We start from the raw sequence: 16,461 nt of genomic DNA on the forward strand, positions 1-16,461 counted from the left end.
ACTAGCTGCTCACTTTGAATGACACAACGAATTAAGATAATAAAGGAGAAAAATCACATGAAACTAATTGGAATCGTCGGCTCTTGTGCCGAACAATCATATAATCGGCTGCTCTTGCAATATATTCAACGTCATTATCGAAGCACGTTCCATATGGAATTAGTAGAAGTGAACGAGTTGCCGATGTTTAATCAAAGCAAAGATGCTACTGATTCTCCAATCATGCAAGAATGGGTGCAAAAAATTGGCTTTGCCGATGGAGTTATTATCGCAACACCTGAACATAATCATACTGTTCCAGCCGGTTTAAAGAGTGCGCTTGAATGGCTTTCTTACAAAGTTCATCCATTAGAAAAGAAACCTGTGATGATTGTCGGGGCTTCCTACCACGATCAAGGATCTTCTAGAGCACAACTACATTTACGTCAAATTTTAGATGCGCCAGGGGTAAATGCTTTTGTTTTTCCGGGAAATGAATTTTTATTAGGAAAAGTCAAAGAAGCATTTGATAATCAAGGAGAATTAAGAAATCAAGGAACAATTGATTTCTTAGATAGTACCATTAAGAAATTTTTAACCTATATGCAAGCTGTATCCGTTCTAAGTGATCCGAAACCTAGTTTTCCACCTGAAGATTTACACGCCAAAAGAGGAACCAAAACAACCATTCCTGGCATTGATATGACGGCTGATGATTGGGTTGAGCAGGCAGCCAAACAAGTCGGTGCAGCGGAAGGCGACCAATACGTGAAGTTGAATCGTGGACTATTAACAGTCAATCAACTAAATGCTTTCTTGGAATCAATGCCAATGGAACTAACATATGCCGATGAGAATAATCAATTTATTTACTATAACTATACAAAAGAAAAAGCGGAAATGTTGGCAGGTCGTTTACCAGGGCAAGTTGGGAATCCTTTATCAGAATGTCACCCACCAAAAGCACTGAAAAATGTAGAATATGTCATTCAACAATTACGATCAGGAAATATGGATTTGGTTCAAATTCATATTAAGAAGCACTCTGCAGAAAAATTTGTTGTCCATAATTATCAAGCAATGTATGACCACGATGGAAAATATATGGGTGTAAATGAATATATACTTGATTTTAAACCAATCGTTGATTTTTACTTAAAAGAAACCAAACAAACACTTGTGGCAAATAGTGTCGCTGGTATGATACCTAATGCAGTGACAGCAACTGGAGCCGATGCTGTCTCCAGTGCGTCAACCCATGATGCGACACCTAGTGCATCACCAGCTGGAGCTGATGCTGTTTCAAGTGCCTCCGTATCAGACTAAAAAACGAAGCACCAAAAGCAAACGAGTGAAAAGGTTAATTGGGAGGCATGTTTCGTGTATGTGGATCAGATACAAGCAGTGGAATTAGCTGGCAAGAAAAAAATAGCGTTTATCACCCAAAATTTTTGGGGGTTCTTCCTAGCTTCAATCTTAGCTGGGGCATTCATTGGCTTTGGTATCTTGTTGTCCTTTACGGTTGGTGGACTATTGAAAGAAAGCAACAGTAGCAAACTAGCAATGGGATCGGTGTTTGGTATTGCGCTGAGTCTGGTTGTTATTGCAGGGGCCGAGTTATTTACGGGCAATAATTTTGTTTTAGGAGTTGGCTTACTTCGTCGTTCGGTTACGTGGAGAGCTGCTTCCAAACTCTGGTTATGGTGCTGGCTTGGAAATGCGGTGGGAGCCATTCTTCTTGCAATCGGCTTTCATTATAGTGGCTTACAGACTGGAGCAGTTGCGCAAGTGCTAGCAGCAGCGACTGTGACAAAAATGAGCTTAGGGATTGTCCCATTAATTCTTCGGGGGATTCTTTGCAATATGCTCGTATGTTTAGCTATTTGGTCAGGCTTTCAATGCAAAAGTGAAGCAGGGAAATTGATTATGATCTTTTGGTGCTTGCTCGCTTTTTTCACAACTGGTTTTGAACATAGTGTTGCCAATATGACGGTCCTAACAGCGGGCTTATTGGATTCGACAAGTTCAGCTATCACAATTAGTGGGTGGTTTTATAATTTATTTTGGGTAACCTTAGGCAATATGATTGGTGGGATTTTATTTGTTGCTTATCCTTATGTCAAGATGGCTCAAAAATTGGAATAAGTGATAGTTAGCATGTAAGCTAGAGTATGAGGTGAAGCTCGTACTCTAGCTTTTGCTTTCCATCATTGTGATTTATAATGTAAAGAAAATGCAGAAAAATGGCGGTGAATCTTATGTTAAAGCAACGAGAACTTCAGGCACTACTTGAGCAGATGAAAATAAAAACACAAGTAGATTTTATCGGAATTGCCCAAAATGTCGCCAGACCAGGTGAACCAAAAGAGATTCGTTGGGTAGTCGTTTCAGGGAATTTAGGCGAAGACTATCAAAAAATCTGCTTGCGAATTGGTCACGGTATTGCGGGTCTAGTATGGCGAACGGGAAGACCTATGTACGAAAAAAACATCCAAAGCCAACCTAGACGATTAATGGATTATCCAATTGCACGTCTTGAAAAATTGGACGAAGTTATTGCTTATCCTCTATTGATTAATCGGCAAGTAAAAGCGGTTTTGTTAATAGGCAATCGAATAGGAAATAGTGAGACTTCAAGTCGGTTATTACCTTTTATGGAGCAGCTGGAACAATCAATTGAATACAACGGAGTGGAAAAATGGGTGGCAGGAAGGTGACTTTATGATGAGCGAAGAAATGGGTGAACTATATAAACGAGGATTACAGTCAACCGAAGCGATAATTTGGCTATTAGATGCAAATAATAAGATTCTCCTCCTATCTAATGGAGCCGAAAAATTAGCAGAAGATTATACCATTCCACTTAAAAAGATTCATGATATTTTGACTGGGAAAGGGTGCTCATTACATGCTTTACAGGATGTCTGTCAGGACTGCCCGATTGACGGACATCTCAATCCAGAAGCCATTCCATTTCAACTTAAGAACAAACAAGGACAACTGGCTTCTTTTTGGGGAAAACTTACAACAATACCCGATCCGACGACAAATACTTTCTACCAGTATGTAGAAATCCGTAGTTGGCAAACAACACAACAAGTTCAACAGGAACGTCTGATGCTCGGCTACTTAAATGAAGCACAAGAAGTCGAACGACAACGCATTGCTCGCGATTTACATGATGGATTGGCTCAGAGTATGTATAGTCTTATGTTAGAATCACGCCGGATAATGAAAAAATATCAATTAGAAAAGACTACTGACAGTCAACAGTTAGATGTCAGCTTTGTAGAATTATTACAGGAAATTCGGACGTTAGCGGCCGAATTATATCCCGCTGCTCTAGAGGATCTGGGTTTATTGCAGGCGATTTTTCATTTAGCAGACCAATTAAAACAATTGGCAGGCTTTAAATTAAATGTTGAGGTACAAGGAATGCCATTCTCCATTCCAAAGCGAACAGCAAGTCACATCTATCGCATCATCCAGGAGGCAGTCACCAATTCATTAAAATATGCGGAAGTGAATCAAGCGACAGTATCATTTCTTTTTGAAAATAATTTGTGTACAATTCAAGTAAAAGATAGTGGAAAAGGCTTCGATACCTCAACACAAAAACATGGTCTAGGACTTTGGAATATGCAGGAACGGGCAATGGCGATTGGGGCAGACATATCGATTCATGCTGCTTATCAAGTGGGTACGACGGTGACGTTACGTCTGGTGAGAATGGAGGAGACTCAGTGAAAATACTTATTGCAGATGATCACATGATTGTCAGAAATGGCTTATCACAGGTACTAAATGCGCAAGAAGATATGTGTGTTGTCGCCGAAGCAGCGGATGGTGCCGAAGCCTTTATAAAGTTAGAGGCGCAGAGTGTGGATATCGTTTTACTAGATATAAGTATGCCCCCAGGTGAAAATGGCTTGTATACAGCCAAACGAATGAAAGAAGCTTACCCCAAAATAAAAATTGTGATGTTGACAATGTATGATGAACGACAATACATGGAAGAAGCGATCAGTTATGGGATTGAAGGTTTTGTCGTGAAAAGTGAACCCAATGAACAATTAATACAAGCCTTACGAACCGTAATGAATGGAGGTAGGTATTATACCGGGGTCAATGAGGCAGATCTTTCTCATTTGCCTCATTCTGATGATGAAGATCAATGCTATGAAACACTAACAAAAAGGGAAAAAGAACTCTTGCCTTTAATTGCACTAGGTTATAGCAATAAAGAGATTGCAAGCCAACTATTTTTGTCTGTCAAAACGATTGAGGTACATAAAACGAACATTCGTAAAAAACTAGCAATCAATCATTATCCAGAATTATTAAGATATTGTGTAAAGCATCATTTGATTGAGTTTTAGGATTCTAATAGCAAGTTCCTGTCTCACACCAGTGTGAACTGGCAGAGAGACAGGTTTTTTTATTGTCTTTAGATCCGGTTGAGCTTGCAACGCGTGCGAAACAAAAAACCACCTGCTATGCGGGTGGAAGATAAAAAGTTATACAAAAAAATCTCTTCTTAAGCGTTAAAATATAGTTGTTCAGGCCATATGTTAACGAAAGGAAGAGATAGTGTTGGCTAATAAAACAAATAGCTTAGCCCATACGAAGTGGATGTGCAAATACCATATCGTATTCACTCCAAAGTATAGAAGAAAAATTATCTATAATCAATACTGCGCAAGTCTTCAAGAAATTATTAAGCAGTTATGTAGCTATAAGGGAGTCGAAATAATTGAAGGGCACATAATGCCGGACCATGTACATTTACTTTTAAGTATTCCACCAAAAATAAGTGTGTCAAGTTTTATGGGGTATCTGAAAGGAAAGAGCGCGTTGATGATGTTTGACAAGCATGCAAACCTAAAATACAAATTTGGCAATCGTCATTTTTGGTCGGAAGGATACTATGCGAGTACAGTTGGTCTTAATGAAGCGACCATCAAAAAATATATTCAAGAACAGGAAAACCATGATATAGCACTAGATAAGTTGAGTGTTCGAGAACATGAAGACCCTTTTAAGGGTTAAGAAGTGATAGAGTTGTCTCTTTAGAGATAGCAAAAGTGACAAAACCAATGTGGCTTGAACAAGGTGAAAGCCAGCGCCTTGAAACGCTGGCTAGTAGCAGAGGCTTATAGCCTCAGAGCAAACCACCCTTTTGAAGGGTGGTTATGATTTAATTTCTTAGAAAAATTGCCGCATAATGTCTTTCAATGGAGGTAAGGTTGGAAATTTATGATCTTTCAGGACCGTTTCAAACGTGAATTTTGCATAACCTTGGGCTTCATCCATCACAATTTTTCCTGGTAAAGGTGCATCGTCTTCCACGTAAACATTGACAAGGGTTGGTTTGCTGACATCTGCTAATTTTGGTAAAAGTGCGTCGAGTTCGGCGGCGGTTTTGACGGTGTAGCCGACGCCACCACAGGCTTCCGCTACTTTTGCAAAATCAATGTCTTCTAAATCAATGCCATAGTTGCGTTGACCAGCGGACTGTTGTTCAACTTCGATAAAGGCTAGCTTTTGATTGTTGACAACAAATTGGACTAAAGGTAACTGGTATTTTGTTGCCGTGACGAAATCTTGCATGACCATCGCAAACGCGCCATCACCTGCCACAGCGAGTACTTGTCGTTCGGGTTCATTGATTTTTGCGGCAATGGCTCCTGGCAATGCACAGCCCATCGTTCCTAACCAAGCAGAAATCAAGTAGCCTTGGCCAGGTTGTACCCGCAAGAAACGCGCACCCCAAGAGGTGGACGTCCCCACATCAATCGAAAAGACGGCATTGGGTTTGGCGATGGATTCGATGGCATTGAATAAATAAGAAGGATGGACAAAATCGCCAGTGGTATTTTGGCGTTGCTCTTGCATCCAATCATTCCAATGGCCCATCGTTTGTTGGCAAGCTTGTAAAAAGGTATCTGTTGTACGAATGGCACCTTGCGCATTCATTGCCGTTAAGAAATCCGCAACACGGCCTTCAATGGCTAATTCAATCGGGAATCGTTTGCCGAAGCGTTCAGGGACGATGTCGACTTGGACGGCTTTGCAAGTGCTTGGATCAGGTAAATAATCGACATAAGGGTAATTCGTGCCCAATAAGAGGAGAAAATCCGCTTCTTTCATGGCTTCATAAGCGGGTTTTGTTCCTAGTTTGCCCACATTTCCTAAAGAATGCGGGTGGTTGTCCGCAACGGTTCCTTTGCTGGGCATTGTTTGAACCAAAGGAATGTGATTGGTTTCGATAAAGGTGGTTAGCGCTTCTCCGGCACCTTTTGCTCCAACCCCTGATAGCACGATTGGTTTTTTGCTTTCTTTTATTAAACGAGTTACTTCGGCAATTTTATCCGCTTCAATCGTTGGGGTGCTGAAAAGATTCGCTTCACCAGCGAGTGCACGATAGGTGTCAGGAATGTCTTCATCGGGCAGGTCATCGGGAATGGTCAGGACGGCCACACCTTTTTGACGCATAGCAGTCCGGATGGCTTCATCGACAATTCTTGGCAAGGAGGCAGCGGATTGGATTTCTTTATTATAAACAGCCACATCTTCCAACAGTGCGGCAGTATTGACTTCTTGAAAATAATCACTATTGATTAAACTGGATTTGACTTGGCCAATCAACGCTAGGACTGGTACATGATCCATTTTGGCATCATAAAGCCCGTTTAATAAGTGAATGGCTCCCGGACCTCCAATGGACAAACACACGCCAACCGTTCCTGTTAGTTTGGCTTCACTTGTTGCAGCTAGGGAAGCCACTTCTTCATGACGTACTTGAATAAAGTCGATTTCTTCATCGTGACGATGCAAGGCGTCAATCGTGGTGTCTATCGAATCGCCAGGTAATCCATAGACGCGTTTAACTCCCCAATCCAATAAGACATTGATCATTGCTTCAGATGCTTTTATTTTTTTCATCGGCTCTTCACCAATCCTTTCGTTTCATCTATTTATACTAGGGTACTCACGCTTTTTTCTCAACTAATAGGCTCAATTTAGCAGGAGGGACTTCAAAGAAAATGCCATTTGTCACTCCCTATAAAAATCCGTATAATGGGTTTGAAGAAAAAATCTGGCATAAAGGAGCAGAGCATGAAGAAAAAACCTATAGCATCCTGGATTTTATTTGGATTTACGCTTTTCTTTGGCTTGTTAGCGGGAGGGATATGGTTACTTATGGATCAATCAGCGAAACAGATCGTCATGAATTCAACAACCCAAGAAACAAAACATACGAAAGATACAGCCACAGTCAGTAGCACAAGTCAGCCTGCAAAGGAGGATGTGTCAAAACAAACCGTGGACGAATTACTCAGTCAGATGAGTTTGGCAGAGAAAGTCGGGCAACTCTTTTTTGTCCGCGTCCCAGAAACGAATCAAATCGCAGACATTCAGGAGTACCACTTAGGAGGATATGTGTTATTTGGTCGGGATGTGGACAAGGAGTCGATTGAGGGGTTAAAAGGCAAAATTCGATCTTATCAAGCGGCCAGTAGCATTCCACTATTGATTGGTTCAGATGAAGAAGGGGGGACGGTGACGCGCATTAGTCGCAATACCAATTTAGTGAAAACCCCCTTTGAATCACCGCAGACCATTTACCAAGAAAGTGGCTTAGCAGGCATTGTTGCTGATACTCAGCGCAAAAGTGAAATTTTAAAAGCCTTTGGAATTCAGACGGGGCTGTTTCCGGTGGCGGATGTGGCGACTGATCCGCAAGCCTTCATCTATGACCGGACATTGGGAATGGATGCACAGACGACCAGTGAATATGTGAAAACTGTGGTGCAGACGCTTAAAGAAGAACACGTTGGCTCGACGTTAAAACATTTTCCAGGCTATGGGAACAACCGGGATTCACATGTGGAGATTGTGACTGATACTCGCTCACTGGAAGAGTTACGTCAGTCGGATTTTTTGCCCTTTAAAGCAGGGATTGAAGCTGGGGCTGACAGTGTCTTGGTGAATCACAACATCGTCACCAGTATCGATGCCACGCAACCGGCCTCGATTTCGCCCGCGGTTCACCGGTTGTTGCGGCAAGAGTTGGGCTTTCAAGGCGTGATTATGACGGATGATATGGATATGGCAGGGCTAGCGGACTTCATTAGTCAAGAAGAAGCGGGCTTAAAGGCCTTGCAAGCGGGCAATGATTTGGTCATGTCTTCAAGCTATGCCACGCAAATTCCGTACGTCATTCAAGCCGTGAAAGCAGGACAATATAGCGAAAGTGAGTTAAATCAAGCAGTCAAACGGGTATTAGCATGGAAACAAGCTTTGGGTCTTTTCGCACAGTAACAAAAACTGTCGCAGAGGTGCCATTCATGAGAGGAATTGAAAAAGGCCTGTCAACAGAGATCATTCTGTTGGCAGGCTTTTTTGGTATCAAGTAAAAAGCGATTAGTCTTCAAATTGGGCATGGTACAACTCATAGTACCATCCTTTGGCTTGGAGCAAGCTTTCATGGGTACCTTGTTCGACAATTTGGCCTTGGTCCATCACCAATATTTTATCCGCGTTGCGAATGGTGGAGAGGCGATGGGCAATCACGAAGCTCGAGTGGCCTTTCATCATTTCCAGAAAAGCGGCTTGGATTTTGCCTTCAGTTAGCGTATCAACTGAGCTAGTTGCTTCATCTAAAATCAACAAATCGGGTTGACTAATCATGGTACGAGCGATGGTCAGGAGTTGACGCTGCCCATCTGAAATTTTGAGGCGCTGACTTCCCAAATGGGTGCCCAGTTTTTCAGGCAAGCGTTGCACAAAATCGTACATGTACGTTTTTTTCAAGGCCTGATAGAGTTCTTCGTCACTTGCCTCAGGGCGCCCATATGCCAAGTTTTCGCGAATGGTTCCATCAAAGAGCCAAGTTTCTTGGAGAACCATGCCAAATTTCCGCCGCAATTGATCACGGTTGACGGTCGCAATGGGTTGCCCATCGAGGGTGATTTGTCCACTGGTCACTTCATAAAAACGCATGAGCAAATTCACCAAGGTTGATTTCCCCGCACCAGTTTTCCCGACAATCGCGACGGTTTCGCCAGGATAGGCCGTAAAATCAAAGTCGCGAATCAAGGGCTGATTAGGTGAATACGAGAAGGCCACTTGACGAAAGGCAATTTCGCCTTGGACGGTAGCCAGGGCTGGACACAAAGGCTGGTCCTCTTCCACTGGTTGCCCCATCAAATCAAAGGTCCGCCTTAAGCCAGCGAGGGCCGTTTGGATTGGGGTAATCATCCCCGAAATTTCAATAAACGGTTTGGTAAATTGACTTTCATAAATCGTAAAGCTGGAGATGATACCAATCGTTACAGCCGTTTCTCCTTTAAGCATTAACCAGCCACCCGCAAAGCCGACAGCGACATAGGCTAAGTGGTCCACAAAACGTGAGAGCGGATTGGTCAGCGAAGAGGAGAGTTGGGCTTTTTGGCCTACTTGATTGAGCTCTTCGTTAATTTCTTCAAAAATCAGTTGGTTACGTGCTTCTCGGTGAAAGGCTTTGACAATTTTTTGGTTGCCGACCATTTCACTAATAAAACTAGAGATGGCCCCGACGCTTTTTTGTTGCGCGGCAAAGTTGGCTTGCGAAGCACGGGCCACACTCCAATTGACGAAAAAGATAATGGGTGTCGACAGCAACACGACCCAAGTTAAGGTCAGGCTCATCTGTAACATCAAGACCAAAGCGAGACAGACCACCGCTACTCCAGAAAAGAGCTGGTTGAAGACACTGGAGACGGCTAAGGAAATGGCGTCGATGTCATTGGTAAAGCGGCTAACGATGCTGCCATGTGCTTCTTGGTCATAATAGCGCAAAGGCAACCGATTCAGATGATCAAAGGCCTCCTTGCGTAATTGCGTAGCAGCTCCATAGGCGACGCGATTGCCTAGTCGTTGAATCAACCACTGGCTGACAACATTGACCAAAATACAACCAGCAAATAGGAGCAATTCACGGGTCAAACCACCAAAGTCGACACGCCCTTTGCCGAGCATTTTGTCAATGGCCCGACCAATTTCCAAGCTCATCAATACCGCGCTTAGGCCATTAATAATGCCCAGCACAATTGCCAGAATATTTTCTTTTCGATACTTGAGTAAATAAGGAAGAAACGGGCGAAACGCAGAAAAATCTGTTTTTCTTGGTTGCATTAGTCGGTCACCTCCGCTTGTGATTGGACGATTTCTCGGTATTCTGAAGAAGCATCAAGGAGTTCCTCATGGGTACCTTGAGCCAGTAAGCGGCCGTTATCCATCACCAAAATTTGGTTGGCTTCTTGAATGGAGCGCACTCGTTGTGAAATAATCAGGACGGTACCTGGTTGGGTTTGCAAAGCACGCCGCAACGCTAAATCCGTCTTGTAGTCCAACGCGCTGAGGGAGTCGTCAAGAATTAAGATGGCAGGTTTGGCAATGACCGCGCGCGCGATGGTTAACCGTTGGCGTTGCCCACCAGAAAAGTTTTTGCCGCCTTCTTGAATAATCGTATCAAGCTGATGGGGCAATGATTGCACAAACTCCGTCGCTTGCGCAATCGCTAGGGCCTGCCAGCATTCTTCATCGGTCGCGTTCTCTTTGCCCCACTGCAAGTTTTCCCGTATAGTTCCATAAAAAAGGACTGCCGTTTGTGGCACCATCGCGATTTGCGTGCGCAACGTTTTTAGTGAAAATTCGGCTACTGGGATGTGATCAAGTAAGACGCGCCCACTCGATGCTTCGTAAAAGCGAGGAATCAGTTGCGTCACGGTTGATTTTCCACTACCAGTCGGGCCGATGATGCCGATTGTTTGATTCGGCTTCACCTCAAAGGAAATATCAGTCAGAGCCAAGCCGTAATTAGCACCATAGCGGAAAGACACTTGCTCAAAGGCAATGCCACCTTTTAAGGCGTGTGCTTGAACAGTCGGTTGGTCGACAATGGCTGGCTTGACCGCCAAGACGTCATTGATACGATCAGCCGAAGCAGCCGCACGCGTAAAAATCACCACCAAATTCGACACGACGATTAAAGCCAATAACATCTGATTCATATAGTTGATCAAGGCTAGTAGTTGTCCTTGTTGCAAGTGACCCGTATCGACTTTCCAGCCACCTAGATAAAAGAGCCCAATAATGCCCACATTCATCAATAACGTCGTCGCCGGAGTCAGTAATGCTTGCAAGTTGCCGACGCGCACGTAGACATCGTTTAAGGAATCGGTCGCGTCATGAAAGGTTTCTTTTTGCTGATCCGTCCGAGCAAATGCCCGAATGACCCGCACACCGCTCAAGTTTTGACTAACCAATTCATTCAAATGATCCAGCTGACCTTGCACTTTTTTGTATAAAGGAATCGAGCGACTAATCATAAAATAGAGCACCAAGCAAAATAACGGCAAGACCAATAAAAATAACAAGCCCGCTTGCCAATCAATGACAAAAGCCATCACAATCGCACCGATACTTAAAAAAGGCGCCCGTACGACTAAGCGAATCAACATCGCCAATGCCAATTGTAACTGATTCACATCGTTGGTCATGCGAGTAATCAATGTATCTGTGCCAAATTGATTTAACTCCTCGTGCGAGAGTTGGTTGATTTTTTTGAGCAGTTGATTGCGTAACTCAGTGCCGAATCCTTGTGACGCCACCGACGCAAAATATTGACAGACCACAGCAAAGAAAAGTCCGATTACCGACATGGCAGCCATCCAGACCGCCATTTGGACCACGACCGGCCAGTTGCTTTTTTTTATGCCTTCGTCAATTAAGCGTGCCATCTGCCAAGGCAAAATCAATTCAAAGACGGCTTCTAAAAATTTAAATACCGGACCTAGCAACAATTGCTTCCGATAATTTTTTGCATAGTGCAAGAGAGCCACCATCCTAAAACCTCCCAAATAGTTTTACTCTATGTAGTGTACTATACTATGCAAAAAGAAGGTACAATCGCGCTATAAAAAAATGTGTTTGTTACATGAAATTCACCGAAAAAAAGAGTTTATTATTGAAAATACACAAATTATGACCTAGTATAGATAAATCACATATCAATGTGGTAAATATCTACAAGGAGGAATAATACAGAAATGGAATGGATTAAATTAATTGGTATTGTCATTATTGTCGTGGGCTTTGTGCTAAAACTAGACACAATCGCAGTGGTCATTATCGCTGGCTTTGCAACAGCACTTGTTTCTGGGATTACCCCAGTCGAATTTTTACAACATTTGGGTCAAGCCTTTGTTGATCAACGGTTGGTCACCATTTTCTTTATTACCCTACCATTGATTGGCCTATCAGAACGCCACGGCTTAAAAGAACAAGCCGTCATGCTAATCAAAAAGATCAAAGGCTTAACCACGGGGACATTTTTGACCATCTACTTAATTATTCGTGAAGTAGCAGGCCTGTTTTCGATTCGTTTAGGCGGACATCCCCAATTTGTCCGTCCGTTGGTACAACCAATGGCTGAAGCAGCTGCTGAAGCGAAGTATGGGGAAATCACGGAAGAGGAAAAAGAAACCATCAAAGCCAAATCCGCAGCGATGGAAAATTACGGGAACTTCTATGGACAAAATACGTTCTTGGCTTCTTCAGGCGTCTTATTGATTGCCAGCACGCTTGATTCACTGGGCTACAAGATTTCTGGTTGGGACATCGCACAGGCATCCATTCCCGTGGCAGTCATCATGATTGTTTTTGGCGCGTTAAACAATATCAATTATGATCGTCAATTAAAGAAAAAATATACACAGAAAGGGGCCAAATAATCGATGACTTCACCAACTTTTTGGGACAATGTCTTAGAATTTTTCTATGTCTTAATTGGCCTACAACTGATCTACACCGCCTACAAAGCCTTTAACGATCAAACCAATCAAAAACGAATAGGTTCTGGACTTTTTTGGCTTGACCTAGGGCTTCTATTTACACTAGGAAAAGTTCTTCCGACTGCGTTATCTGGTCTGTTAGTCGTATTCTTAGGAGTCATCACCATCTTTAAGCAATTTGAAGTCGGTAAATTTGCTAATTTTTCGACAGACAGTTTGATGGCTAGTGCCAAACGATACAAAAATTGGGTCTTCTTCCCCGTATTATGTTTAGCAATTGTCTCAATGCTATTAGCAAAATTTATTCCTGACTCAAGCAAAGTAGCCATTGGATTGGCAGCAGTTATTGGAACTCTTTTTGCTTGGCTGATCTTTAAAGGATCCGCCAAAGCAACGATGGCTGAAAGTGACCGTATGATTCAAGCAATGGGGACTTCCGGTGTCTTACCACAATTACTCGCTGCATTGGGCGTGATTTTTTCACTGTCTGGAGTAGGGACAGTCATCGCTAATGCCATTGGAGGAGTGGTACCAGAAGGCAGCCGTTTCTTTGGCGTAGTTGCTTATGTCTTGGGAATGGTCTTGTTTACCGCCATTATGGGAAATGCCTTTGCGGCGTTTACCGTTATTACAGCTGGTATCGGCATTCCGTTTGTCATTGCGCAAGGTGCAAACCCAGCCATCGCAGGGGCACTGGCGATGACAGCTGGTTATTGTGGCACCTTATTGACACCGATGGCAGCTAACTTCAATGCCTTACCCGCATCATTAATGGAAATGAAAAATCCATACGGTGTCATCAAAGAGCAAGCAACCATGGCAACGTTGATGATTATTGTCCATATTGTCTTAATGTATTTCTGGGCTTTTTAGCACAAAGAAAGGAAGAACACAATGATGAATATTTTAGTAACTGGCTTTGACCCGTTTGGTGAAGACCAAACCAATCCGGCAATTGAGGCAGTCAAACGCTTGCCGGATACTATCGCCGGAGCGACGATAACCAAATTAGAAATACCGACCGTCTTTCATAAGAGTGCAGCTGCTGTGAAAGAAGAATTACAAAAAAAAGACTATGACTATGTTTTAGCAGTCGGTCAAGCAGGGGGACGATTTGATCTAACCTTTGAACGAGTAGCCATCAACGTCGATGATGCCCGCATTGCCGACAACGAAGGCCAACAACCGATTGATGTTCCTATTCAAGCGGAAGGTGCTAGCGCGTACTTCACCCAACACCCAGTAAAAGCCATGGTCACGGCGGTGAAAGAAGCTGGCATTCCTGCTTCTGTTTCAAACTCAGCTGGGACCTTTGTCTGCAACCATATCATGTATCAATGCCTGTACCTAACACACACGGACTTTCCCAAGGTCAAAGCAGGCTTTATGCATGTCCCATTTTTACCAGAACAAGTACTAAACCGTTCCGATACACCATCCATGAGTTTGGAAAATATTGTTGCCGGCTTAACGGCTGCGATTGCTCAAATGGTTGCTTTTGATGGCAAAGAAGATCTGAAAATCATTGGCGGAACCACGCATTAAGTCAGTCATTCTTAGGTTATAGCAAAAATGAACCACCCAATTGAAACAAAACAGCTCCTTTCGACACACTGTTTCTGTGTAGAAGGGAGCTGTTTTGCTGATTATTTAGTGCATTAAATCGAAAAAATTTGCACATTTCTGAAATATCTTCTAAAATAGTTAGGTTGCTAACTATGGGAGGAGCAGAGAATGAATTTCGGGAAATTGATTAAAATAGCGAGTATTCAATTAGCTCGTGAAATGGATACCTTTGCCCATCAATATCAATTGACGGGCACGCAAATGAGTATTTTGAATTATCTATATGAACACTCAGGAGAAGACATATCACAAAAAGATTTAGTGACAGAATTTGGTGTGAAAGGGTCAACCATGTCGGTGATTGTTCACCGGATGGAAGAACGTAATTTGGTGACCCGCCAAACAGTAGGTCGCCAAAAATACCTCAACTTGACACCGAATGCCCAGACCTATATTACAGCGATTCAAAATTTTTTTCAAAAAGACAATGAACGATTAACTGCTGGCTTTGACACAAACGAATTAGCCGTAATTGCAAAGTTTTTGCAACAAATAGGAGGAAAACATGACTGAACAACAAATGACTAATCAACAAATGACTAATCAACAACAACCAACGGTACCCAAAAAGGTGGTGCGCATGATAGTGGCTGCTGCTTTAATGGGCTTTGCCGGTATTATGAGCGAAACAGCCATGAATGTCACCTTTCCCAAGCTAAGCCAAATCTTTCACGTCAGTATGGAAACCCTAGCGTGGGTAACCACCATATATTTATTAATGGTCGCCATTATGATGACCTTATCCGCCTATTTAAGGAGACGCTTCTCCCAACGTCAGTTATTTCTAGCATCTGTCGGCGTCTTTGTCATCGGCACCTTGATTGGTGGCACGGCGGTCACCTTTCCGATTCTTTTAGTCGGCCGCGTTTTACAAGGCGTGGCGGCCGGCATTGCCCTACCCTTAACCTTTAACATTATTTTGGAACAAGTTCCCCTAGCCAAACTTGGCACCTGGATGGGCTTTGGATCATTAGTTGTATCCATCGCCCCGTCCATTGGTCCAACGTATGGTGGTTTACTAGTCGACTCGTTGGGTTGGCGTGCCATTTTCTTTTTCGTTTTACTTTTAGTTGCTGTTTCTGTTTTTCTTGGCATCACTAGTTTTGAAAAAAAAGAACCCATCGACAAAACAGCCAAACTCGATTGGCTACAATTTTTATTACTAGCTTGTGCGTTAACGACTAGTCTAATCTTTGTATCTGGATTAGAAACAGGGAAGGTCAATCTTCCAGTGTTAGTCCTCTTTTTTGCCACTTTCTTTTTATTTATTTGGAAATCACTAACGAGTAAGCAAGAATTTTTAAATATCCGCTTATTTGCTAAACCCGTCTTCCTCTATGCCGTTACTCCATTTGTGTTGTACCAGTTTGCGAATATTGGTGGCAATTATTTGATTCCCAACTATTTACAATTGGGATTTGGTGTATCCAGCATCTTAGCCGGCTTTGCTCTACTACCCGGATCCTTGCTTGCAGCCCTTTTGAATCCCTGGTTTGGCAAACTGTACGATGAAAGAGGAGCAAAATTGCCGCTATACCTCGGAAATTTGTTATTCACCATCAGTCTTTTGGTGATGTGTCTGTTTGCTCATTCATTAGGTATGGTACTGTTAACTATCATCTATGTGATATTTTCTTTTGGTCGCGTCATGGCATTTGGTAACATACAAACGACCACAATTGCGCACTTATCAAAAGAAGAGGGTCCCCACGCATTAGCATTGTTTCAAATGATGAACCAATATGGCGGTTCGATTGGTACCGCTGTTGTGGCCTTGATTTCCAGTAGTCAAGCCAATATTAAAGATGCGTTCCAGCAGACCAATCTCTTGTTCATCACCTTTGGCTTAGTGAGCTTTGGTCTCTTTTTCTTAATGTTTCGCACAAAAGAGTACACTGCACCTGTCCAAACAGAAAAGCCTTCAAATGAAATATAGTCAGTAGATAAAAGCCAGCATAAAACAACCGGTGAATTGGATGTATTATGCTGGTTTCTTAAGTTTTTTTTCGGTTGCGAA

Annotated in this window: 15 protein-coding genes; 12 read left to right on the top strand and 3 right to left on the bottom strand. The window is 42.8% G+C overall.

From position 1 onward, the window contains the following. The first annotated feature begins 57 nt into the window (after positions 1 to 57). The 6 genes from NE257_RS09465 to tnpA all read left to right on the top strand — a co-directional run bounded on the left by NE257_RS09465 (position 58) and on the right by tnpA (position 5,028). A complete protein-coding gene (locus tag NE257_RS09465) occupies positions 58 to 1,305 on the top strand; it encodes an NAD(P)H-dependent oxidoreductase (protein WP_251886304.1) in 1,248 nt (415 codons plus the stop codon). Between the two features lie 54 nt (positions 1,306 to 1,359). Next, positions 1,360 to 2,124, top strand: coding sequence for a formate/nitrite transporter family protein (locus NE257_RS09470; protein ID WP_251854774.1), 765 nt, complete (start codon positions 1,360 to 1,362; stop codon positions 2,122 to 2,124). Between the two features lie 113 nt (positions 2,125 to 2,237). Further along, the gene (locus NE257_RS09475) at positions 2,238 to 2,696 is read left to right on the top strand and encodes a GAF domain-containing protein (RefSeq protein ID WP_052607469.1); all 459 of its coding nucleotides are present in this window, start codon (positions 2,238 to 2,240) and stop codon (positions 2,694 to 2,696) included. A 4-nt stretch (positions 2,697 to 2,700) separates the two neighbouring features. Continuing rightward, entirely contained in the window at positions 2,701 to 3,726 is a 1,026-nt protein-coding gene (locus NE257_RS09480) for a sensor histidine kinase (RefSeq protein ID WP_251886305.1), read from the top strand. Continuing rightward, positions 3,723 to 4,358 carry a response regulator transcription factor gene (locus NE257_RS09485; RefSeq protein WP_251852227.1) on the top strand — a complete coding sequence of 212 codons (636 nt, stop codon included), beginning with the start codon at positions 3,723 to 3,725 and terminating at the stop codon, positions 4,356 to 4,358. The genes NE257_RS09480 and NE257_RS09485 overlap by 4 nt, the downstream gene beginning before the upstream one ends. A 214-nt stretch (positions 4,359 to 4,572) precedes the next feature. Next, a complete protein-coding gene (gene tnpA / locus NE257_RS09490; RefSeq protein ID WP_276532319.1) occupies positions 4,573 to 5,028 on the top strand; it encodes an IS200/IS605 family transposase in 456 nt (151 codons plus the stop codon). A gap of 156 nt (positions 5,029 to 5,184) precedes the next feature. On the opposite strand, the gene NE257_RS09495 is transcribed toward tnpA, so the two are convergent. Beyond that, the gene (locus tag NE257_RS09495) at positions 5,185 to 6,924 is read right to left on the bottom strand and encodes a pyruvate oxidase (protein WP_251886306.1); all 1,740 of its coding nucleotides are present in this window, start codon (positions 6,922 to 6,924) and stop codon (positions 5,185 to 5,187) included. 174 nt (positions 6,925 to 7,098) lie between these two features. Here NE257_RS09495 and NE257_RS09500 point away from each other — a divergent pair, with 174 nt between their 5' ends. Continuing rightward, positions 7,099 to 8,304 (top strand): glycoside hydrolase family 3 N-terminal domain-containing protein, encoded by a 1,206-nt coding sequence (locus NE257_RS09500; protein ID WP_251886307.1) that lies wholly within the window; start codon positions 7,099 to 7,101, stop codon positions 8,302 to 8,304. Positions 8,305 to 8,406: 102 nt separating this feature from the next. Here the strand turns inward: NE257_RS09500 and NE257_RS09505 are convergent, their stop codons facing one another. Beyond that, the gene (locus tag NE257_RS09505) at positions 8,407 to 10,158 is read right to left on the bottom strand and encodes an ABC transporter ATP-binding protein (RefSeq protein ID WP_251886308.1); all 1,752 of its coding nucleotides are present in this window, start codon (positions 10,156 to 10,158) and stop codon (positions 8,407 to 8,409) included. Continuing rightward, positions 10,158 to 11,870: an ABC transporter ATP-binding protein gene (locus NE257_RS09510; RefSeq protein WP_251886309.1), complete on the bottom strand. Its 1,713-nt coding sequence runs from the start codon at positions 11,868 to 11,870 to the stop codon at positions 10,158 to 10,160. The genes NE257_RS09505 and NE257_RS09510 overlap by 1 nt, the downstream gene beginning before the upstream one ends. 204 nt (positions 11,871 to 12,074) lie before the next feature. Between NE257_RS09510 and NE257_RS09515 the strand changes: the two genes are divergently transcribed. The 5 genes from NE257_RS09515 to NE257_RS09535 all read left to right on the top strand — a co-directional run bounded on the left by NE257_RS09515 (position 12,075) and on the right by NE257_RS09535 (position 16,380). After that, positions 12,075 to 12,758, top strand: coding sequence for a DUF969 domain-containing protein (locus tag NE257_RS09515; RefSeq protein WP_251886310.1), 684 nt, complete (start codon positions 12,075 to 12,077; stop codon positions 12,756 to 12,758). Between the two features lie 3 nt (positions 12,759 to 12,761). Further along, positions 12,762 to 13,691: a DUF979 domain-containing protein gene (locus NE257_RS09520; RefSeq protein WP_251886311.1), complete on the top strand. Its 930-nt coding sequence runs from the start codon at positions 12,762 to 12,764 to the stop codon at positions 13,689 to 13,691. A gap of 24 nt (positions 13,692 to 13,715) precedes the next feature. Next, a complete protein-coding gene (pcp, locus tag NE257_RS09525; protein ID WP_251886467.1) occupies positions 13,716 to 14,363 on the top strand; it encodes a pyroglutamyl-peptidase I in 648 nt (215 codons plus the stop codon). A gap of 189 nt (positions 14,364 to 14,552) precedes the next feature. Further along, entirely contained in the window at positions 14,553 to 14,957 is a 405-nt protein-coding gene (locus NE257_RS09530) for a MarR family winged helix-turn-helix transcriptional regulator (protein ID WP_251886312.1), read from the top strand. After that, positions 14,950 to 16,380 carry an MFS transporter gene (locus NE257_RS09535; RefSeq protein ID WP_251886313.1) on the top strand — a complete coding sequence of 477 codons (1,431 nt, stop codon included), beginning with the start codon at positions 14,950 to 14,952 and terminating at the stop codon, positions 16,378 to 16,380. Before NE257_RS09530 ends, NE257_RS09535 begins: the two co-directional genes overlap by 8 nt. Positions 16,381 to 16,461 lie beyond the last annotated feature (81 nt).

Source organism: Enterococcus italicus (assembly GCF_023743875.1).
Taxonomy (GTDB): Bacteria; Bacillota; Bacilli; order Lactobacillales; family Enterococcaceae; genus Enterococcus_G; species Enterococcus_G italicus.